This is a genomic window from Nocardia sp. BMG51109 (genome assembly GCF_000526215.1).
Classification (GTDB): domain Bacteria; phylum Actinomycetota; class Actinomycetes; order Mycobacteriales; family Mycobacteriaceae; genus Nocardia.
In genome coordinates this window covers 3,173,666-3,193,541 of sequence record NZ_JAFQ01000004.1, presented here as the reverse complement: position 1 = coordinate 3,193,541, position 19,876 = coordinate 3,173,666, and the positions used below count along the sequence as shown (strand labels likewise).

The 19,876-nt window shown below is 69.7% G+C and carries 18 protein-coding genes; 9 read left to right on the top strand and 9 right to left on the bottom strand.

Features of this window, described 5'->3' with window-relative positions:
* The first annotated feature begins 206 nt into the window (after positions 1-206).
* Positions 207-515, top strand: coding sequence for a chorismate mutase (locus D892_RS0115865; RefSeq protein WP_024802182.1), 309 nt, complete (start codon positions 207-209; stop codon positions 513-515).
* A gap of 324 nt (positions 516-839) precedes the next feature.
* On the opposite strand, the gene D892_RS0115860 is transcribed toward D892_RS0115865, so the two are convergent.
* Entirely contained in the window at positions 840-2,291 is a 1,452-nt protein-coding gene (locus tag D892_RS0115860) for an NAD-dependent succinate-semialdehyde dehydrogenase (RefSeq protein WP_024802181.1), read from the bottom strand.
* Between the two features lie 480 nt (positions 2,292-2,771).
* On the opposite strand from D892_RS0115860, the gene pgi reads away from it, so the two are divergent.
* Both pgi and D892_RS0115850 read left to right on the top strand, forming a co-directional pair.
* On the top strand, positions 2,772-4,409 hold the full coding sequence (pgi, locus tag D892_RS0115855; RefSeq protein ID WP_024802180.1) for a glucose-6-phosphate isomerase: 1,638 nt from the start codon (positions 2,772-2,774) through the stop codon (positions 4,407-4,409).
* 118 nt (positions 4,410-4,527) lie between these two features.
* Positions 4,528-4,953 carry a hypothetical protein gene (locus D892_RS0115850; protein WP_024802179.1) on the top strand — a complete coding sequence of 142 codons (426 nt, stop codon included), beginning with the start codon at positions 4,528-4,530 and terminating at the stop codon, positions 4,951-4,953.
* 199 nt (positions 4,954-5,152) lie between these two features.
* On the opposite strand, the gene D892_RS0115845 is transcribed toward D892_RS0115850, so the two are convergent.
* Entirely contained in the window at positions 5,153-6,529 is a 1,377-nt protein-coding gene (locus D892_RS0115845) for a DUF1731 domain-containing protein (protein WP_024802178.1), read from the bottom strand.
* A 256-nt stretch (positions 6,530-6,785) separates the two neighbouring features.
* Here D892_RS0115845 and D892_RS0115840 point away from each other — a divergent pair, with 256 nt between their 5' ends.
* A complete protein-coding gene (locus D892_RS0115840) occupies positions 6,786-7,631 on the top strand; it encodes a heme-binding protein (protein WP_024802177.1) in 846 nt (281 codons plus the stop codon).
* 117 nt (positions 7,632-7,748) lie between these two features.
* On the opposite strand, the gene D892_RS0115835 is transcribed toward D892_RS0115840, so the two are convergent.
* On the bottom strand, positions 7,749-9,368 hold the full coding sequence (locus D892_RS0115835; RefSeq protein ID WP_156959526.1) for an acyl-CoA dehydrogenase family protein: 1,620 nt from the start codon (positions 9,366-9,368) through the stop codon (positions 7,749-7,751).
* A gap of 11 nt (positions 9,369-9,379) precedes the next feature.
* Entirely contained in the window at positions 9,380-9,976 is a 597-nt protein-coding gene (locus tag D892_RS0115830; RefSeq protein ID WP_024802175.1) for a TetR/AcrR family transcriptional regulator, read from the bottom strand.
* A 218-nt stretch (positions 9,977-10,194) separates the two neighbouring features.
* Here D892_RS0115830 and D892_RS0115825 point away from each other — a divergent pair, with 218 nt between their 5' ends.
* Entirely contained in the window at positions 10,195-10,968 is a 774-nt protein-coding gene (locus D892_RS0115825) for a crotonase/enoyl-CoA hydratase family protein (RefSeq protein WP_232236344.1), read from the top strand.
* Between the two features lie 308 nt (positions 10,969-11,276).
* Positions 11,277-12,506 (top strand): hypothetical protein, encoded by a 1,230-nt coding sequence (locus tag D892_RS0115815; RefSeq protein WP_024802173.1) that lies wholly within the window; start codon positions 11,277-11,279, stop codon positions 12,504-12,506.
* A gap of 152 nt (positions 12,507-12,658) precedes the next feature.
* On the opposite strand, the gene D892_RS0115810 is transcribed toward D892_RS0115815, so the two are convergent.
* From D892_RS0115810 to D892_RS0115800, 3 genes are all read right to left on the bottom strand, one after another.
* The gene (locus D892_RS0115810) at positions 12,659-12,958 is read right to left on the bottom strand and encodes a type II toxin-antitoxin system PemK/MazF family toxin (protein ID WP_024802172.1); all 300 of its coding nucleotides are present in this window, start codon (positions 12,956-12,958) and stop codon (positions 12,659-12,661) included.
* Positions 12,958-13,179, bottom strand: coding sequence for a hypothetical protein (locus D892_RS49385; protein ID WP_024802171.1), 222 nt, complete (start codon positions 13,177-13,179; stop codon positions 12,958-12,960). Before D892_RS49385 ends, D892_RS0115810 begins: the two co-directional genes overlap by 1 nt.
* A 392-nt stretch (positions 13,180-13,571) precedes the next feature.
* Complete coding sequence (locus D892_RS0115800; protein WP_024802170.1) at positions 13,572-14,261, bottom strand: pyridoxamine 5'-phosphate oxidase family protein; 690 nt, start codon at positions 14,259-14,261, stop codon at positions 13,572-13,574.
* Positions 14,262-14,331: 70 nt separating this feature from the next.
* On the opposite strand from D892_RS0115800, the gene D892_RS0115795 reads away from it, so the two are divergent.
* From D892_RS0115795 to D892_RS0115785, 3 genes are all read left to right on the top strand, one after another.
* A complete protein-coding gene (locus D892_RS0115795; RefSeq protein ID WP_024802169.1) occupies positions 14,332-15,705 on the top strand; it encodes a PLP-dependent aminotransferase family protein in 1,374 nt (457 codons plus the stop codon).
* A gap of 337 nt (positions 15,706-16,042) precedes the next feature.
* On the top strand, positions 16,043-16,288 hold the full coding sequence (locus D892_RS0115790; RefSeq protein ID WP_024802168.1) for a DUF2630 family protein: 246 nt from the start codon (positions 16,043-16,045) through the stop codon (positions 16,286-16,288).
* 17 nt (positions 16,289-16,305) lie between these two features.
* Positions 16,306-17,814: a carboxylesterase/lipase family protein gene (locus tag D892_RS0115785; protein ID WP_024802167.1), complete on the top strand. Its 1,509-nt coding sequence runs from the start codon at positions 16,306-16,308 to the stop codon at positions 17,812-17,814.
* Positions 17,815-18,214: 400 nt separating this feature from the next.
* Here the strand turns inward: D892_RS0115785 and D892_RS0115780 are convergent, their stop codons facing one another.
* Both D892_RS0115780 and D892_RS41245 read right to left on the bottom strand, forming a co-directional pair.
* Positions 18,215-19,081 (bottom strand): Fpg/Nei family DNA glycosylase, encoded by an 867-nt coding sequence (locus D892_RS0115780; protein ID WP_024802166.1) that lies wholly within the window; start codon positions 19,079-19,081, stop codon positions 18,215-18,217.
* Between the two features lie 297 nt (positions 19,082-19,378).
* Complete coding sequence (locus tag D892_RS41245) at positions 19,379-19,855, bottom strand: hypothetical protein (RefSeq protein WP_051499075.1); 477 nt, start codon at positions 19,853-19,855, stop codon at positions 19,379-19,381.
* Positions 19,856-19,876: the final 21 nt, after the last annotated feature.

The window sequence follows — 19,876 nt, the reverse complement described above, 5'->3', positions numbered from 1 at the left end:
GGCACACTGGCCACATGACCAGCGCTCTCGCGTCCCGTGCTGTCCGGCTGATCACTGGCTATCGTGGTCATCGACCTCGCACCTGAGCGCACCATTCGACGGGGGGACAATGAAGGACCCGCTGGGTCTGTTTCACGGTGAAGGAACCGATCGGTAACGGGGCGGGGCCGCCTGCCGATCGAAGTTCTGACACGAGGAGAGAACGTATGAGTACCTCAACCGAGCCGATCGACCAGCCCGCGGCCGGGTCCGATTCCGCGCTGCCCAGCAGCGAGGCGGAGATCGAGAAGCTCCGCAAGGAAATCGACCGGCTCGACGCCGAGATCCTGGCCGCGATCAAGCGGCGCACCGAGGTCTCGCGGATCATCGGCCGCACCCGGATGGCCAACGGCGGCCCGCGCCTGGTGCACTCCCGCGAGATGAAGGTGCTGGAGCGCTTCAGCGAACTCGGCCAGGAGGGCCACACCCTCGCCATGCTGCTGCTGCGCCTCGGGCGCGGCCGCCTCGGTCACTGACCGACCCCAGACACGCGGCGTTCGACGAGCACCGCTTCCCCAGGCCGCCCCGGGTGATGTTGCCCCGGGGCGGCCGTTTGTTTCCGGGCCCGGCGACGCGCGAATCGATGCCGCGCCGGAAGCGGAGTCGTAGCCGAATGCGAATCGAGAACGGCTTCGGCGCGACGATCTACCGTACGCACCGAGAACTCGTTCGCAGTCGGATCATGCTCGCCGAGTTGGCAGCGAAATCCGGCGTCCGGCTCGCGTCGGATGAGGCGGTGGACACCGTGCTCGAAAAACGTAGCCGACCGGACCGGTGGGGCTCGGGCCTGCCGAGCCCCTCTACGGGAGGGCGATGTACTTGGTGGAGAGGTATTCGTCGATGCCTTCGAAGCCGCCCTCGCGGCCGAAGCCGGAGGCCTTGACGCCGCCGAAGGGGGCGGCGGGGTCGGAGATGACGCCGCGGTTGATGCCGACCATGCCCGACTCCAGACCCTCGGCGATGCGCAGGGCGCGGTCCAGGTCGCGGGTGTAGGCGTAGGCGACCAGGCCGAATTCGGTGTCGTTCGCGGCGGCCAGGCCCTCCTCCTCGGTGTCGAAGCCGACGATCGGGGCGACCGGCCCGAACACCTCCTCGCGCAGGATGCGCGCCGACGCGGGCACGTCGGACAGGATCGTCGCCGGGTAGTAGTACCCCGGGCCGCTGGGGGCCTTGCCGCCGATGGCGACCTGCGCGCCCTTGGCGACCGCGTCGTCGACCAGTTCGGTGACGGTGTCGAGCTGGGCCTGGTTGATCAGCGGGCCGAGCGTGGTGGCCGGGTCGCTGCCCGGGCCGAGCGCCACCTCGCTCATGGCGGCGGCGAACTTCTCGGTGAACTCGGCACGCACCGAGTTGTGCACGTGGAACCGGTTGGCGGCGGTGCACGCCTCGCCGCCGTTGCGCAGCTTGGCCAGCATGGCGCCGGTGACCGCGGCATCGACGTCGGCGTCGTCGAACACCACGAACGGGGCGTTGCCGCCCAGCTCCATCGACGTGCGCAGCAGGCCGTGCGCGGACTTCTCCACCAGCGTGCGGCCGACCTCGGTAGAACCGGTGAACGTCAGCTTGCGCAGGCGCGGATCGGTGAGCAGCGGCTCGGTGACGGCGCCGGAGCGGCTGCTGGTGATCACCGAAAGCACACCGTCGGGCAGGCCGGCCTCGGCGCACAGCCGGGCCAGCAGCAGCATGGTCAGCGGGGTCGCCGAGGCCGGTTTGACGATCATGGTGCAGCCGGCCGCCAGGGCCGGGCCGATCTTGCGGGTGCCCATGGCGAGCGGGAAGTTCCACGGCGTGATCGCCAGGCACGGCCCGACCGGCTGCTTGTGCACCACGATGCGGCCGGTGCCGGTGGGCGCGGTCTGGTAGCGGCCGTGGATGCGGGCGGCCTCCTCGCTGAACCAGCGGAAGAACTCGGCGCCGTAGCGCACCTCGTTGCGGCTCTCCTGCAGCGCCTTACCCATTTCCAGGGTCATCAGCAGGGCGAAGTCCTCGGTATGCTCGATGATCCGCTCGTACACCGCGCGCAGGATCTCCGCTCGATCGCGGGCCGTGGTGGCGGCCCACTCGTCCTGCGCCGCGACGGCGGCATCCAGGGCGCGCACCGCGTCGGCCGGGGCGGCGTCGGCGACGTGCGTCAGCGGCTCACCCGTCGCCGGATTCTCGACCGGAAATCTCGCGCCACCGGTGGCATCCACCGGCCCGCCGATCCAGAGCTGTGTGGGGACGGAATCGAGGAGTTCACGTTCGGACACCATGATCTCCAGCCTATGCCCGCCTCGCCCACCCGTCCGCCATGCCGGAATACTCGCCCGTGCGCCGCCCGTCACCGCCCGCTCGCACCGCTTGCCACCCAGCTCGCGGGATCCCAGCCGAACATCCGGGACACCGACGCGCACGGAGATCCGCGGCGGCCACCCGTCCGGCGATAAGAGGCACGGTCGACCAGGCGGATGACGGAACGCCCGCCCAGGGGGACAGACCACCGCACGATGCTGCCGTGAGTGGTTACCCCGACCCGGGTTTCCCGGCGAGAAGTGTCGCGCGGCGGCGGCATCACTACATATGACCGCCTCGGGGGCGCAGACAGGTAGTGTCGGCCGACCCGTGCAGCCGGCGACATCACCGCGCATGGGTGCCGTAGGGGGCGCGGGCAAGTAGTGTCGGCCGACCGTGCAGCCGGCGACATCACCGCGCATGGGTGCCGTAGGGGGCGCGGGCAAGTAGTGTCGGCGGATGTGAGCAGCGACATCACCGCGACGGCGGTTTGGCGGAAACTGCGCGAGCATCATGCGGACATGGCCGGTCGGCATATTCGTGATCTCTTTGCCGATGATCCGGAGCGGGGGCGGGAACTGACCGTCCGGGTCGCCGATCTGCACATCGACTTCAGCAAGCATCGCGTCGGGCGCGAGACCCTGGATCTGCTGGTCGAACTGGCGGAGGCCGCCGGGGTCGCGCAGCGGCGCGACGCGATGTTCCGCGGCGACCACATCAATACCTCGGAGGATCGCGCGGTCGGGCATACCGCGCTGCGGCTGCCGCCGGGCGAGTCGGTGACCATCGACGGCACCGACGCCGGCGCCGAGGTGCACGACATCCTGCGCCGCATGGGCGAATTCACCGACGCGGTGCGGTCCGGGCAGTGGCGCGGCGCCACCGGCGAGCGCATTCATACGGTGGTGAACATCGGCATCGGCGGCTCCGACCTCGGGCCGGTGATGGTGCACCAGGCGCTGCGCCATTACGCCGACGCCGGGGTCTCGGCGCGGTTCGTCTCCAATATCGATCCCGCGGATCTGACCGCGAAACTTACCGGCCTCGACCCGGCGACGACGCTGTTCATCGTTGCGTCCAAGACGTTTTCGACGCTGGAGACGCTCACCAACGCGACCGCCGCGCGCCGCTGGCTGGTGGCGGCGCTCGGCGAGGACGCGGTCGCCAAGCATTTCGTCGCGGTGTCCACGAATGCCGAGCGGGTGGCGGCCTTCGGCATCGACACCGCGAACATGTTCGGTTTCTGGGATTGGGTCGGCGGGCGCTATTCGGTCGATTCGGCGATCGGGCTGTCGGTGATGGCGACCGTCGGCAAGGAGCGGTTCGCCGAGTTCCTGGCCGGAATGCACAGCGTGGACGAGCATTTCCGGTCCGCTCCCCTGGCGGCCAACGCGCCGGTGCTGCTGGGCCTGATCGGGGTCTGGTACTCGAACTTCTTCGGCGCGGAATCGCGTGCGGTGCTGCCGTATTCGAACGATCTGGCCCGGTTCCCGGCGTATCTGCAGCAGCTGACAATGGAGTCGAACGGCAAGTCGGTCCGCACCGACGGCAGTCCGGTCGGCACGTCCACCGGGGAGATCTTCTGGGGCGAGCCGGGCACCAACGGGCAGCACGCCTTCTACCAGCTGCTGCATCAGGGCACGCGGCTGATTCCGGCCGATTTCATCGGATTCGCGCAGCCCACCGACGATCTGCCGACCCGCGACGGCACCGGCAGCATGCACGACATCCTGATGAGCAACCTGTTCGCGCAGACCCAGGTGCTGGCGTTCGGCAAGACGGCCGAGGAGATCGCCGCCGAGGGCACCGACCCGAAGCTGGTGCCGCACAAGGTGATGCCGGGCAACCGGCCGACGACCACGATCCTGGCTCCCCGGCTCACGCCGTCGGTGGTCGGGCAGCTCATCGCGCTCTACGAACATCAGGTGTTCGTCGAGGGCGCCGTCTGGGGGATCGACAGCTTCGACCAATGGGGCGTGGAGCTGGGTAAGCAGCAGGCGCTGGCGCTGGAACCGCTGCTCACCGCCGCGGAAGATCCCGCACCGCAATCGGATTCGTCCACCGACGCGCTGATCCGGTGGTACCGCGAGAATCGGTGAGCGGCGAGCGACTCGGTCGCGCCGGGCCGGGCACGGGCATGCGGAGTGATCGGAAGCACCGAGTGGAGGGGGCGGAAGACCCTGCCTCGCACCGTTGTCCGGAGGTACCGTCGCGATCATGACCTCGCTCGCGCAACATTTGCTGTGGTTTCTGCCGATGCTGTGGCTCGGCATGGTGTTGGCGATCTCGTTCCTGGAGGCGCCGCTGAAGTTCCGGGCGCCGGGGGTCACGCTCGCGCTCGGGCTCGGCATCGGCCGGTTGGTGTTCCGGGCGCTGAACATCGCCGAGACGGTGCTCGCGGTCCTGCTCGTGGTGTCCGCGCTCGTCGTCGGCCCGTCGGGCGCCACCTGGGGTTGGCTGTTGGCCGCCGGGGTCGTGCTGGCCGTGCAGGTGCTCGTCGTCCGGCCGCCGCTGACCCGCCGGTCGGATCGCGTGCTGGCGGGCGAGGACGGGCCGCGGTCCACCGCGCATTACTGGTACATCGGCTTCGAGGTGGCGAAGGTGGTCGCGCTGATCGGCACGGCCGTCGCGGCGGCGCCCTGACCGGGCCGCCGCCGAATCACTCGGTCCGCAAACGAATTACGCGGTCCGACAGTCGAATCGCTCGGTCCGACAGAATCGCTCGGTCTAGCAGTCGAATCGCTTGGTCCGGAACCCGAATGGCTGAGGGGCAGGTAGCGGAATCGGTCAGTCCCGCAGTAGAACGACCAGCGCCTCGTCGAGCGACGGATAACGGAATCGTTCAGTCCGGCAGCAGATCGGCCAGCGCCTCATCGAGCGACGGATAACGGAATCGGAATCCGGTGTGCGGCAGAACTTCCGAGGTAGCGTGGCGTCCGGTGTAGCCGAGGGCGGGATCGGTGCGCAGCAGCGCCGCACCCAGCTTCAGGACCGGAATCGGCGTGGGTAGCGCGGGCGGGCGCCGCAGCCGGCGCCGCAGGACCCGCATCAGGTCGCGGTTACGCACCGGGAAATCCGTTGCCGCTACGAGGATTCCGTCGGGCAGTGTGACTTCCGGGTCGAGGCCCAGTCCGGCGCGGACGAGGGCCAGCCAGTCCTCGACGTGAATCCAGCTGAACCACTGGTCGCCCCGGCCGATGCGGCCGCCCAGGCCCATGCGCGTGAGCCCGGTCAGGCGCTGTAGCGCGGGCGCCTCCGGATCCAGGACGATCGAGGTGCGCAGCACGATCCGGTGATCGGCAACGGCGCCCGCGAAGGCCCGCTCCCACGGCTCGGCGACACCGGTCATCTGCGGCAGGCCCACGGGCAGCGACGTCGTTTCCGTGCAGTGGGTCTCGCCGGCGTCGGACCAGATGGCGGTGGTACTCGCCTGGATCCAGGAGGTGATCGGGCGATCCAGCGTCTTCGAGGCAGCCACCAGGGCGGCGGTGGGATCGACACGGCTGCTGCGCAATTCGTCGATATTGCGGGTGGTCGGCGGGCAGTCGACGAGTTTGCCGGCCAGGTTGATCAGGACGGTCGGGCCCGGATTCCGCAGCGCACCCACCCAATCCCCGACGCTGCGGCCGTCCCATTCGACCTGAGTGAACGGCACGGCCGGATTCGATCGCCGGGTCAGGATGGTGACGCGGTGGCCGCGACAGGTCAGATCCGCGGCGATAGTGCGCCCCAAAGACCCACTGCCACCGGCGATTACGACATTCAGCGCGGCCTCGTCGGGTACGATTCCGGCCAGCCGCGCGAGCCGGGCGAACCCCACGCGCGCCCCGGCCTGCAAGCGGGCCCCCACGATCCGCCAGAAGATCGGCGCCGTGGCGCCGGTCAGGCACACTCGCTGGGTGAGATCGCAACCGCCGTCGCGCGGGGCCAGCGTCCAGTCGACCGTGAGGTTTCCGGCGGGCTCGGGTTGCTCGATGACCAACCTGCGGTTCGGTTCGAACGCCGAGAGGACGAACGGTTTCGCCAGGCGGCCGTGCACCCGGGATGCCATTCCGCTCGGCAGGTAATCACCGGTGACGCCTGCTCCGGGCGGGCCGTGCAGCGTCACGGAGGCGACGGCTGGGTTCCATTCCGGCCAACGCCGCGGGTCGGCCAGCACGGCCCACAGCCGCTCCGCCGACAGCGCGACGAACTGGGTGTACTCCGTTGTACGAGCCATATCCGGACGCTAACCCCAGGCGTCGCACACCGGAAGCGTGTGCTTGCTCACCGAGTCTCGGTGCGCGGTTCCGCGCGGGTCTCGGTGCGCGGCTCCACGCGGGCGGGACCGCCTCGCGGGAACCCGGCTGCCGGCGCCGGTGTATAGGCCCCGAACACGGTGGCACCGGCGCGACCGCTGCCGAAACTCGGGGCATGTGCGTGGGCGCCTTCGGCGGTAGACATGTACTCGGGAGGAACTCATATCGGGAGGGACCATGTCCACGATCTTTCGCGCCGCCGTGCCACAGCCCGCGTCGACCAGCGAGCTGGGACCGCTGGAGAATCTGCCCGGAACCTGGATGGGGACCGGATTCAGCCTGGCCGAACTGCCCGACCACGAAGGTGGTTCGCCATTCTTTCTGCGGCTCAACGCCACTCAGGAGACACTGACCTTCACCGAGATCGGCGCACCGATCCTGAACCGGGGAAATCTCCAGGACGACATCGTCTTTCGCGGTGTGCACTACTTGCAGCAGATCGCCGACGCGCAGACCGGCGAGGCGCTACACGTGGAGAACGGTATGTGGCTGTACGTTCCGGCCACGTCGGTGCCGCCGTCCGGGCCGACCCTGGTCCGGATGGCCGACATCCCGCACGGCGACTCGTTCATGGCGCAGGGCGCACCCGTGGCGGATGTGCCCGGCGCACCGGAGATTCCGCCGCTGGATTCCACGCCGAACGGGTCGGTGTTCGGTGACGGGTACTTCCCGCCGCCTGGAACCGAGCTTCCGCCGGGAATTCCGGACGAGGCGCTGCGCGACCCCGCCGTGCTGCTGCGCCGGGCGCTGAAGGAACAGACGGTGCTCAACACCACCACGCTGGACGTGCGGACCGGCCCCGACGACGTCCGCAATATCGGCTTCGTCGTCGAGAACGCGAACGCGACGTCGGTGCGGGCCGCCCTGTGGATCGAGACCGTGCGGCGACCGGACGGCACCGAAACCCTGCAACTGCAGTACAGCCAGCATTCGATTCTGCGGTTCCCGGCGGGGCCCCGGCCCGATCCGGCGAAGCAGATCGACTGGCCGCACATTCAGGTCGCCACCTTGATCAAGCAGTAGCGGCCCGGAATACGATCCCGCGTCACCCGCACAACGGCGAGCAAGCTCGCGCGCGGTAGACCCGGGAGCTGTCAGGGCGCACCGCAACCGGACCCGGCGACCATAGAGCACCCGGGCCTACACGTGGGCGCGCTCGAGGATTGCCGCGGTATCGGCGCCGGTGGGGAGGGTACCGAAGGCGATTCCCCAGTCACCGCCGAATCTGGTGGCGCAGAACGCGTCCGCCACCGCCGCGTGGCCGTGCCGGACCAGCTGGGCACCCTGCAGCACCAGGGCCATCAGCTCGACGACGCGGCGCGCGCGGTACTCGATGTCGGACAGGTCGGTGAGCTCCTTGCCGATCCGGTCGATCGCGTCGTCCAGGTAATGGTTGCCGCCGCGGGCCAGCGACACCTCCGCGAAGTACGCCTCGACCGATTCCGGCTGACGGCCCATGGCGCGCAACGCATCCAGCGCGGCGACATTGCCCGAACCCTCCCAGATCGACATCAGCGGCGCCTCGCGGTAGAGCCTGGGCATTCCGGATTCCTCGACATATCCGTTGCCGCCCAGGCATTCCAGCGCCTCGGCCGCGTGCACCGGCGCCCGCTTGCAAACCCAGTACTTGGTGACCGCCAACGCGATCCGGCGCAGCGCCGCCTCGGCGGGATCGTCGGCCGCGCGGTCGGTGGCACCGGCCAAGCGCATCATCACCGTTGTCGCGGCGTCGGATTCGATGACCAGGTCGGCAAGCACATTGCGCATGGCGGGCTGGTCGATCAGCTTGGCGCCGAAAACATCTCGATGGCGGGCATGGTGTACGGCATGCACGACACCCGCCCGCATCCCGGTGGCCGACCCGATCACGCAGTCCAGCCTGGTCATATTGACCATCTCGATGATGGTCTTCACGCCGGCGCCCTCCGCGCCTACCAGCCAGCCGACCGCATTCTCGTATTCGATCTCGGAGGAGGCATTGGACTTGTTGCCCAGCTTGTCCTTGAGCCGTTGCAGCCGAAGGGAATTGCGGGTGCCGTCCGGCAGCACGCGCGGCAGCAGGAAGCAGGACAGGCCGCCGGGCGCCTGCGCCAGGGTGAGGAACAGGTCCGACATCGGCGCCGAGGTGAACCACTTGTGGCCGACGATGCGATAGCTGCCGTCGGATTGCGGTGTGGCCGTGGTGGTATTGGCACGCACGTCGGAACCGCCCTGCTTCTCGGTCATCGACATGCCGGCGATCAGCCCGGCCTTGCCGGACGGCTCGCGCAAGCCGAAATCGTAAGTGCGGGAACCGAGGAGCGGCTCGTAGCGCGCGGCCAGCTCTGGATTGTGGCGAAGCGCGGGAATCGCCGCGTAGGTCATGGAGATCGGGCACATGTGCCCGGCATCGGCCATACCCCAGGTGTAGAACTTCGCCGCGCGGGCGGCATGCGCCCCGGGCCGCTCGTCGAGCCACGGCGTGCCGTGCAGCCCGTGTGCCACAGCGACTTTCATGAGTTCATGCCAGTACGGGTGGAACTCCACCTCGTCGACGCGGTGGCCGTAGCGGTCGTGGGTGTGCAGGACCGGCGGGTTGTCGTTGGCCAGCCGCCCCCAGTCCTGCGCCTCGCGACCGCCCGCGAGGGCGCCCAATTCCCGCACGTCGGCCTCCGCCCAGCCCGCGTGCTCCCGGTGCAGGCCCTCGAGCAGTGCCGGGTTGTGCGAGAAATCGAACGGGACGAGGTCGGGAACCTGGTTGAACACCTCGTGAGTGGGCATATCGGACACTCCTATTCGGGCAGCCCCAAGGCGCGTAGGGCGAAGGTGACGAGTTCGGGCACCACGGATTCGCTCTGCGGCGCCTCGGCCAGCGGGCCGACCAGGACTTCGCCGATGGCGCCGACCAGGGCGGTGGCGCTGATGCGCGGATTCTGCGCCGGCAGTTGGCCGTTCGCGACGCCCTCGGCGACCGCGGCCTCGAAGGTCTCGGCGAAGGCGCGGCGAAACCGCAGGCGTTCGGCGTCGACGGCCGCGTCGACCGGCTCGGCCAGCAGCACGTAGGCCAGCTTCGGATTCTTCAGCGCGCGGCCCGCGAACGTCTCCACCGCGGCGCTGACCCGCTCGACCGCGCTGCCCTCGGCGCCCGCGGCCGCCACCGCGGCCACCTCCCGGCCGACGACATCGCGGAATACCGCGGTGACCAATTCCGATTTCCCGAGGAAGTTCTTGTACACGGTTCCGGTGGCCACGCCCGCCTCGGCCGCGACCGCCGCCATCGACAGACCCGAGAAGCCGCGCGCGGACAGCACCCGGGCCGCGGCGTGCACGATCGCGGCCGCCTGCGCATCGAGGCGCGCCTGCACGGCGGGGGTTCTGCGGTAGGGCACGAAAGAAGTGAATCACGGATTCATTTCTTGACGCAAGAGGGTGTCGCCTGTTCGAATCGGACCACGCGCGGCACCCAGGCCGAGCGAGTTCGCAGGCGCCCCGGTGTGTGGCCGGGGCGAGGACGAGCGCATCGCGGCGACCGGTGGCCCGCGCGACGGCGACGAGCCGGCATGGGTGACGCGGCGGCGCGCAGGGAGACGGAGGCCCGAGCATGACCGTGCACGAACCCGTGCGAATCGAACGCCGTGGCCCGGTGTTCACCGTGATCCTGGATCGCCCGCAGGCGCGCAACGCCGTCGACGGCCCGACGGCCCGGGCACTCGCCGACGCGTTCCGGGAGTTCGACGCCGATGCCGGGGCCGCGGTGGCGGTGCTGTGGGGTGCGGGCGGAACCTTCTGTGCCGGTGCAGATCTGAAGTCGTTCGGCACCGAACGCTCCAACCGGGCCGACGCGGACGGCGACGGGCCGATGGGCCCGACCCGGATGCGGTTGTCCAAGCCGGTCGTCGCGGCGGTGTCCGGATACGCGGTGGCCGGCGGGCTGGAGCTCGCCCTGTGGGCCGATCTTCGAATTGCCGAGCAGGACAGCACCTTCGGAGTGTTCTGCCGACGGTGGGGTGTGCCGCTCATCGACGGCGGCACGGTGCGGCTGCCGCGCCTCGTCGGCGAGGGGCGGGCCATGGACATGATTCTCACCGGCCGGGCGGTCGGCGCCGCGGAGGCCTTGCAGATGGGACTGGTGAACCGGGTCGTCCCACCGGGCGAATCCCGCAGCGCCGCCGAACAACTCGCCGCCGAACTGGCCGCGCTCCCGCAGACCTGCCTGCGCTCGGACCGCATGTCCGCGCTGGAGCAGGGCGGACTCGACGAGGACGAGGCCATTCGCAACGAGTTCCGGCACGGCTGGGGCGCGCTGGCCGATGCCGAGGGCGCGCTGTCCGGGGCGCAACGGTTCGCCGCCGGCGCCGGCCGGCACGGGACGCCGGGCTGAGCGACGGTGGCGCCGATCGGTACGGGACGCCCGACTGAGCGACGACAGCACCGGTCAGCGCGGGGCGCCCCGAGCTGAGCGACAGCAGTGGTGGCCAGCGGCACGGGACGTCGGGCTCGACCCCGATGGTGGCACCATGACCTCGTGCGATCGATAGAGCGGCGAGCAGACCACCGTCCGGACCCGGCGATGCTGGCGCCCACGACGACCGCCGGGCGGCCGGTGTGCCCGTATTCGGGCGCCCTGACCCATGCCGTTCGCCTCACCGGATCGCGAACGGCCAGCCGCCGGTCCGGCGAGGAGCACCGGTGAGCAGACTCGGCGTCGTCGACGAGATCTTTCTGCGGTCCCATCGAGGCATGGGGACACCGATTGCGCTGCAAGGCTTGTGGCGGACCGCCGACCGGATCGAGCCGGCGGTGCTGGGGTCGATACACGCCGCCCTGCGGCAGGGTCCGCTGGGTCGCCGGGTCGTCCGACCGCAAGTGCCCGGTGCGCGGCCGTACTGGCGGGCGAACGACCGGGCCCATCCCCTGCTGATCGCCGATTCACCGATTCCGGCCGAGGAGCTGCTGAGCTGGGCGGATGCGCAGGGGTTCGATCTCGATCCGGAATTCGGGCCGGGGTGGCGGCTGTCGGCGGCGCGCGTGGAGGGTGGCGGATCGATAGTGTCGTTGACGTGCTCGCACGCGCTGGCCGACGGGCGGGGGCTGGCGATCGCCGTCGACCTGGCGCTGACCGGGACCGATTTCGCCGAAGCAGCTGTGGTGCAATCGGATTGGTCTGATGCCCGCAGGCAGTGGTCGACGGTGTTGAGCGGTACGGTTCGGGCGTTGCGGCGAGGAGTACCCGAACGTGTCGCCGGGCCGGAACCACGCAGCACCGCCGCCGAGCACGCCACTTGTAGCGCCGTGCTCCGGATTCCGGCCGCCGACTGGGACGAACTCGCCGCCGCGCGCGGCGGCACGGCCAACAGCCTGTTCGTGCACCTCGTCACGAAGATGCTGTGGCACAGCGGATTCACCGATCCCACGCTCACCGTCAGCCTGCCGGTCGACACCCGCGACGAACCACGGGTGGACAACGACATGGCAATGACCCAGGTGGTCGTGACCCGCAACGACGATCCCGCCACGATTCGCGAAAAATGCCGCGCCGCATACGAACACCGCATATCGAGCCCGGAAGGCATGCCCGAGGAACTACTCCAGGTACTGCCGGACCGGGTGGCTCATCGATTGTCCCGAGGCGCCGGCGAACGAGATGTCCTGTGCTCGAACATCGGCCACCTCCCCCCATCATTGCACCGACTCGGCCCGCATCCCTGCACCGGCATCGCCGCCCGCGCCATTCACCCCGGCCTCCTCCCCACCCAACTCCCCCGGACCCGCCTGTCGGCCTACCTCTCCCGAATCGACGACACGTACACCCTGGCCCTGGTAGCCCTCGACCCCGACCACATCGAATCCGACCAGGCGCTGATCCAGGTCGCCACCGGCGTACTCGACGGATTCGGCCTTCTGAGCACATCGTGGTAGCACTCCACGGTCCCGCTCCACCACCAGGTGCACGGACCGGACTCGTCGCATCCTGCAAGGCGCCTGCCCGGCTCACTCGCGGGTCCGAATCCCGCATCCTTCACCGAGCCACCGACCTGCCACCAGCAGGTCGGGACTTCTTGTGTCGCTGACTATTTCAGATCGAACGCCAGCCGTAGCGCCTCGCTGAGATCTTGTTCCAGTTCGGGGTGGAACCACCCGATCTGTGCGCCGAGCTCGGCGACGGGGATCGTGTATACCAGGTCGCAGTTGACCACCGAGTCGTGTGACAGGCCATTGCGACGGCCCACAGTTACCTCTGTGGACAGGCCACGGATCGTTGAAGTGATCGCGGCGACCGTGACGTGATTCAGGTGCGGCCGGATCGTCTCGCGGGTGAGAACCAGCACCGGCCGCACCTTGTCCAGGCGGGCACTGTGGATGGGTCGCATCAGTCGATGTCCGGGAACGCTTGACGGGTGCCGGTGGTGATCGCCTCGGCTTCGGCGTGCGCGTCGGCGCCGGCGTTGGCCATCGCCAAGATGTCGGCCTCAGCCAGGCGGCGACGGCGCTCGTGTTCGAGGGCCTCGAGCACATAGGCGGTGCGGTTGGAACTCTGGCCGTCGATGAAGGCCAGCACGTCATCCGGGACGCGGATCGTGATCTGTGACATGCATCCAGCATACCAAAATGGGATTCACATCCCCGGCGGTCGATTCGTAGCAAGAATCTGGCAAGGAACCGCGGAAAATCATTATCGATGAACGTCGCTCGTCCTCCCAGAGCGCCACGGCGAGTTGTCCACCGGCCGACCCGCGCGTCGAGGTGACACCTCCCGTGCCCCGCGGGCGTGACGACGACGGCAACTCTGGCATCGTCGCTCCTATCGGCTCCGGCAGGCGTCGGGACCGCAGCCGCGCCCGACGCATCGTCCTACCCGACCGTCGACAACGAATCGCCCGCCTATCGCGCCGAATCGCTGGGTATGCCCACTCTGGTCGGCCGCCTCGGAGGGGTAAGCCGGAACGGCGGGACAGGTCGAGCGCCTGTCGGTGTGGACGACCGCTACCCGGCGCTTACCGGGGTGCCTGACACGCGGGCGAGGACATGCTCCGGGATGTCGATACTTACGGCGAGATCAGCTGAGGGGATGGGGTTTTCGAATATGTTGCGGAGGGGGAGGACGCCGGCCCAGGTGTCGGAGGCGAGGTCGTCGGTGTCGTCGACCGGGTCGCCGGTGCGGGTCTTCACCGAGGCCTCGGTGAGGTCGAGGGCGAGGACGACGGTGGCGGCCATTTCCTTCTTCGTCGGTGGGCGGGCGTGGTCCCATGAGCCGGGGGCGACGTGGTCGACGATGGTGCGGAGGGCGTGCAGGCGCTCGTCGGAGTCGGTGAGTTCGACCGGGTGGCCGTGTACCACCGCCGAGCGGTAGTTCATCGAGAAATGCATGGCCGAGCGGGCGTACACGATGCCGTCGAGGTGTGTCACGGCTACCGAGACCGGGCCGGTGAGGGCGGCCCGCAGGTTGCCGGCGCCGGTGGATCCGTGCAGGTAGAGGAGGTTGCCGTCGCGGCCGTAGGTGGTCGGGAGCACCACCGGCGCGCCGTCGAGCAGGACGCCGAGGTGACAGATCAGGCCGGCGTCGAGGATGGCGTCCAGGGCGTCGCGCTCGGTGGTGGCGCGGGCGCGCTGACGGGTGACGGTGCTGCGTGGTGTCGGTGAGAGCGGGGTCCGGACAACATCTGACTCGGTCATACCACCAGCATGTTTGCCACAATGGCATGATGAAACGGCCAATTCTTCGCAAGAATGAAAGACCACTTTCGTGACCGTTCCGGAGGACCTGCCGCTCGCCCTCGATCGCGGCGCGGCCCGCCCGCTGGCCGTCCAGATCGCCCACGGCCTGCGGTCCGCGGCGATCGAGGGCCGGCTGCGCGGCGGTGATCGGCTGCCGTCCTCGCGGGCGCTGGCGAACCGGCTCGGAGTCAGCCGCACCGTGGTGGTCGCGGCCTTCGATCAGCTGCATGCCGAAGGGTGGCTGACCGGCCGCCGCGGTTCGGGCACCTATCTCACCGCCTCCCCCGCTCCGGTGACGGAACATCGCACCGCAGCGGCGGCCGACGAATTCGACACCGCCCGATACGATCTCGCATCCGGGGCGCCCTGCACGGAGGCGATCGACCGGGCCGCGTGGCGCCGCGCTTGGCGGGCGGCATCGGATCGAATCCCGCTGGTGCGCAAGGACAGACGAGGCGATCCGGAGTACCGGGCTGCGGTCGCCGAGCATCTGCTGCGGCATCGCGGCCTCGCCACCACCGAGGACGCCGTGGTGCTGGCGACCGCGGGCACCAGCACCGCCGTGGGCGAACTCGCCGGTGCGCTGCTGCGTCCCGGCGATACCGTGGCCATGGAGGATCCCGGCTATCAGCGCGCGGTCGGCGCCTTCCGAGCGGCCGGGATGCGGGTGCTGCCGGTACCGGTGGATGCCGAAGGGCTGCGCGTCGATCTGATCGAACCCGGCGTCAAGGCCGTGTATTGCACTCCCGCGCACCAGTTTCCGCTCGGGGCGCGGATGCCGGCGGGGCGGCGCGTGGAGCTGGTCGAATTCGCCCGCCGCACCGGTGCTCTCGTCATCGAGGACGACTACGATGGTGAACTGCGCTACGACACGGCGCCGCTGCCCCTGCTGGCGACGCTGGCGCCGGATGTGGTGGTACACCTGGGCACCACATCGAAGATCTTTACCCCGGCGCTGGGGGTGGGCTGGCTCGTCGCGGTGCCGTGGATCGCGAAAGCCGTAGTGGCGCATCGTGAATACACCGGAACCGGACCCGCCCCGGTCGGCCAGTCGGTCGTCGCCGAACTGGCCCGTCACGGCGACCTGGCCCGCCACCTACGCCGGCTGCGCCGCGCGATGCCGCCACGCCGGGCCATCGTCGTCGACGAGTTGCGTGGCCGCGGACTGGACGTACTCGGCGACGATGCCGGATCCCATGTGGTGGTGCCGCTTCCGTCGGTAGCCGCCGAGCAGCGGGCGGTCGCGGCCGCGAGACGAGGCGGTGTCCTGCTCGACGGACTGGCCCGCTACCACATCGGCCGACAGCGGACTTTCGGTGTGCCCCTGGGATATTCGGCCGTACCACAGGCCGATCTGCATACCGCGATCCGGATCGCCGGAGAGGTCCTGGCGCAATGCTGACCTACGAACCAGCTCGGGACCGGCCACAGCTCTGCGGGCACGGCGGTCTCCGGTGGTTACTTCGGGTGCGGGCATGCGATATGCGTTCCCGCCCGCATGACACTGCCGTGCGCCGCACCGACAAGCACAGCCGATCCGTCGCCGGCGGCTCGGGATGCCGGAGCGTGTCTCCCCGGCCGCGCGAGATGTGGTCGTGTTGGCGCAGCTTGCGGGCGCAACGGTCGCTCCCGCGTCCTCCGGCGCCGCGTGGGCGACCGAGGCCGGTCGCGGGGATGCCCCGCAGCCTGTGAGCAGGCATGTACCGACCGGTGAACCGAATCGGTCGTAGCATGTACGCATGACCGAACAGGACATCCTCACGCGCATCAAGGACCTGGTGGATCGTGAGCATCAGCTGCGGTCCAAGACCGAGAGCGGGGCGCTCGATCCGGAGCGCGAGCGCGCACAGCTGGCCGATCTCGAGGTGATGCTGGACCAGTGCTGGGATCTGCTGCGCCAGCGGCGGGCCAGCACCGATCGCGGCGAGAATCCGGACGAGGCACAGGCCGGATCCGCCAAGCAGGTCGAGGGTTACCTCCAGTAACAGCTACGATCGGCGGGGTGGTAACAGATATTCCGACCGCCGAGGGCGTCGTCCGCGGCCATCGTGGCCGTCGCGTGTTGCGCTGGCGGTCGATTCCCTACGCCGCTCCCCCGGTCGGGGAGCTGCGCTTCCGTGCGCCGCAGCCGGTGCGGCCCTGGTCCGGGGTCCGCGAGACGACCGACTTCGGCTTCGCGGCCGTGCAGCACCGCGACGGTGCGCGGATCGGCCCGCGCTACATCCAGCCGACCGGGGAGGACTGCCTGACGCTGAACGTCACCGCCCCGGCCGCGCCGTCGTCGGCACCGCGCCCGGTGATGGTGTTCATCCACGGCGGCGGGTACGTCTTCGGCACCTCGGCGCTCGGGCTGTACTCGGGTGCGCGGCTGGCGCTGCGCGGCGACGTGATCGTGGTGTCGATGAACTATCGGCTCGGCGCCTTCGGATATGTCGATTTCAGCGAATTTTCCACTGCGGCACGGACTTTCGACTCGAACCTGGGCCTGCGCGACCAGGTCGCGGCGCTGGAGTGGGTGCAGCGCAATATCGCGGCGTTCGGCGGAGATCCCGGCAATGTCACCATCTTCGGCGAATCCGCAGGGGGCCACGCGGTGGTGAGCCTGTTCGCCACACCGGCGGCCGCCGGGCTGTTCCACCGCGGCATCGCGGAGAGCCCGCCCGCCGACTGGGCGCTGACGGCCGACGAAGGACGCCGGTTCGCGCGGCTGTGCCTCGAGAAGCTCGATGTCGCACCGGGGGACACCGCCACCGCGCTGACGGCCCTGAGCGCCAACGATATTCGCAAGGGCGTCAGCCGGGCGATCGGTAAGGTGCTGTGGGAGCAGCCGGGCAGTTTTCCGATCGCACCGGTCGCGGACGGAGACTACCTGCCGCGCACGCCGATCGACGCGTTCGCCGACGGGAGCGCGCAGGCGCTGCCGCTGATCATCGGCACGAATCGCAACGAGGGCACGTTGTTCCAGCGGTTCGACCGGTCGCTGCCCACCACCGAGGAGCAGCTGCACACCGCCCTGACCCGGTGCGGCGGAAGCGAACTCGAACGACGGGTCGTCGCGGCCTACCCCGGCTATCCGGCCCGCAAGGTGGCGGTGCGGATGGGCGGCGACTTCGTGTTCTGGCGGCCGACCGTCGAGGTCCTGGCGGGACACAGCCGGCACGCGCCCGCCTATTCCTACCGCCTCGATTTCTCCCCGCGCGCGGTGCGAATAGCCGGGTTCGGCGCGACGCACGCGCTCGATCTGATCCCGGTGTTCGGTGGCGTGGACTCTTCGGTGGGACGGGTCCTGACCGCGGCCGGTGGTTATCGCGGATTCCTCGCGGTACAGAACGAATTCCAGGACAACTGGTTGTCGTTCGCGCGCACCGGAAAACCGCTCGCGTCCTGGCCGGAGTACACCGAGCAGCGGCGCAGCACCCGGATCATGGACCACCCCGCCCGCGTCGAGGTCGATCCCGATCGCACGAAACGCCTTACCTGGGAAGGAGTCCGGGTCCCAGCGCTGACCTGATCCCCGGCGAACCCGCGACGGGCATCAGGTGCCGTGGCGGGTGAATGGACGACCGAGGCTTGCGAGTGGCTGCCCGGCACCGTATGTCGCTGCGGCCCACCGGTGATTATTTTCAGCAGCAGCAACATTCGAAAGCCTCGAAGTGGCGGACCAGTACGGGTGACACTGCGGCCCTGCCGGGTCTACTCAGCCGCCGCGACATTCGGTGGACTCGGAGTAGCGAGCCGACACTGGGTGTCACCGCGGCCGCTGGATCTACTTCAGCAGCAGCAATATTCGAAGACCCGGAGCGAACCAGCACCGGGCGACGCCGCGGCCCTGCCGGGTCCACTCAGCCACCCCGACATTCGGCGGACTCGGAGTAGCGGCCCCGCATCGGGTGTCGTCGCGGCCGCCGGATCTACTTCAGCAGCCGCGACATTCGGCGGTCGGCGAGGATCTTTCCGCCGGTCTGGCAGGTGGGGCAGTACTGGAACGACTTGTCGGCGTAGGCGACCTCGCGGACCGTGTCGCCGCAGACCGGGCACGGCAGACCGGTACGGGCGTGCACCCGCATGCCCGAGCGTTTCTCGCCCTTGAGCCGGGCGGCGTCCTGGCCGACGGAGCGGTCCACCGCATCGGTGAGAACGGCGCGCATGGCAGCGTAGAGCTGCGCCGTCTTCTCGGGGCCGAGGGTGCCCGCGGTGGCGAACGGGGACAGCTTCGCGGTGTGCAGGATCTCGTCGGAATAGGCGTTGCCGATGCCGGCGAGCAGCGCCTGGTCGGCGAGCGCGGTCTTCAGTCGCTGCGAGGTGCCGCGCAGGATCTCGGCGAACTGATCCTCCCCGACCGCCAGCGCATCGGGGCCGAGCCGGGCGATCCCGGGAACCTCCTGCGGATCGGACACGATCCATACCGCGAGCCGCTTCTTGGTGCCCGCCTCGGTCAGGTCGAAGGCCGGGGTGGCGCCCTCGGGCGTGAAGAAGTGCATCCGCAGCGCCAGCGGGCCGCGGCCCGGCTTGGGCGGGTTCGGGCTCGGCTCATCGATCCAGCGCAGCCAGCCGCCCCGGGACAGGTGCGTGATCAGCCACAGCTCGCCGCAGCGCAGACCCAGGTGTTTGCCCCAGTGCCCCGACGCCGTCACGTCACGACCGGACAGCGCGGTGATCGGCGGATCGAACGTCTTCAGCACGCTCAGCGCCGCGACATCCACCCGCCCGACAACCGCGCCCACCGCATGCTCGGCCAAGAATCGCTCGAGCGCCACGATTTCGGGTAACTCGGGCACCCCCGCAGACTACCGCCCACCACCGACATCGGCGATCGTCCACCGTGGATCGCAGCGATGTGCGCTGCGAGACTGCGCCCGCCCGACCAGTAACGCCGAACCAATCGGCTACATCCGACTACCCAACTGCGCCCACCCCAACCGACGGCATCGGACAAGCAACAGCACCCGCCCGACCGGCGATGCAGAACCAATCGGCAACGTCCAACTATCCAACTGTGTCCAACCGGCCGAGGGCACCGGACAAACGACAGCATTCGCCCCTCCGGCGATGCAGAACCGATCGGCAGCGTCCGACTATTCGACTGCGCTCACCTGGTCGGAAGCGCCCGGTTGACCGGCGGCATCCGCATGGTCGCCGCCTGGCTGATCGGCCGGGACGGTCGCGGGGGCGAGTGCGCCCTCGATGGCGCCGACGCCGGCACCCGCGGCCGCGCCCACGGCCGCGGCGGGGACCGTGACAACAGCGGCGCCGATCGCTGCGCCGAGTGCCGGGACGACCACCAGGCCGGCCGGGAGGAACGGCACCCCGGCGACGAGGCCCGCGACCCCGCCGACCAGCGCGCCGGTGGCCGCGATCGGACTGCTGACGCCCGCACCGACCGCGGCTCCGGCGGCCGCGCCGCCGAGGGTGTCGGCGGCGATGCGGTCCGAGCGGCTCGCCGGGAGCCCGGTCGAGTCCAGCTCCTGGGCCAAGGCCGCCTCCGCCCGGGCTGCGGAATCGTTGATCTGCGCGGCAGTTCCGGGATCGAGGACATCGGGACGAGGGACCACCGCGGACCCGATGCGGATCGT

What these genes read in the sequence shown, in the direction of transcription:
- D892_RS0115865 (WP_024802182.1), top strand. Translation starts at nt 207, where the DNA reads ATGAGTACCTCAACCGAGCCGATCGACCAGCCCGCGGCCGGGTCCGAT.
- D892_RS0115860 (WP_024802181.1), bottom strand. Translation starts at nt 2,291, where the DNA reads ATGGTGTCCGAACGTGAACTCCTCGATTCCGTCCCCACACAGCTCTGG.
- D892_RS0115850 (WP_024802179.1), top strand. Translation starts at nt 4,528, where the DNA reads ATGACCTCGCTCGCGCAACATTTGCTGTGGTTTCTGCCGATGCTGTGG.
- D892_RS0115845 (WP_024802178.1), bottom strand. Translation starts at nt 6,529, where the DNA reads ATGGCTCGTACAACGGAGTACACCCAGTTCGTCGCGCTGTCGGCGGAG.
- D892_RS0115840 (WP_024802177.1), top strand. Translation starts at nt 6,786, where the DNA reads ATGTCCACGATCTTTCGCGCCGCCGTGCCACAGCCCGCGTCGACCAGC.
- D892_RS0115835 (WP_156959526.1), bottom strand. Translation starts at nt 9,368, where the DNA reads ATGCCCACTCACGAGGTGTTCAACCAGGTTCCCGACCTCGTCCCGTTC.
- D892_RS0115810 (WP_024802172.1), bottom strand. Translation starts at nt 12,958, where the DNA reads ATGCGACCCATCCACAGTGCCCGCCTGGACAAGGTGCGGCCGGTGCTG.
- D892_RS49385 (WP_024802171.1), bottom strand. Translation starts at nt 13,179, where the DNA reads ATGTCACAGATCACGATCCGCGTCCCGGATGACGTGCTGGCCTTCATC.
- D892_RS0115800 (WP_024802170.1), bottom strand. Translation starts at nt 14,261, where the DNA reads ATGACCGAGTCAGATGTTGTCCGGACCCCGCTCTCACCGACACCACGC.
- D892_RS0115790 (WP_024802168.1), top strand. Translation starts at nt 16,043, where the DNA reads ATGACCGAACAGGACATCCTCACGCGCATCAAGGACCTGGTGGATCGT.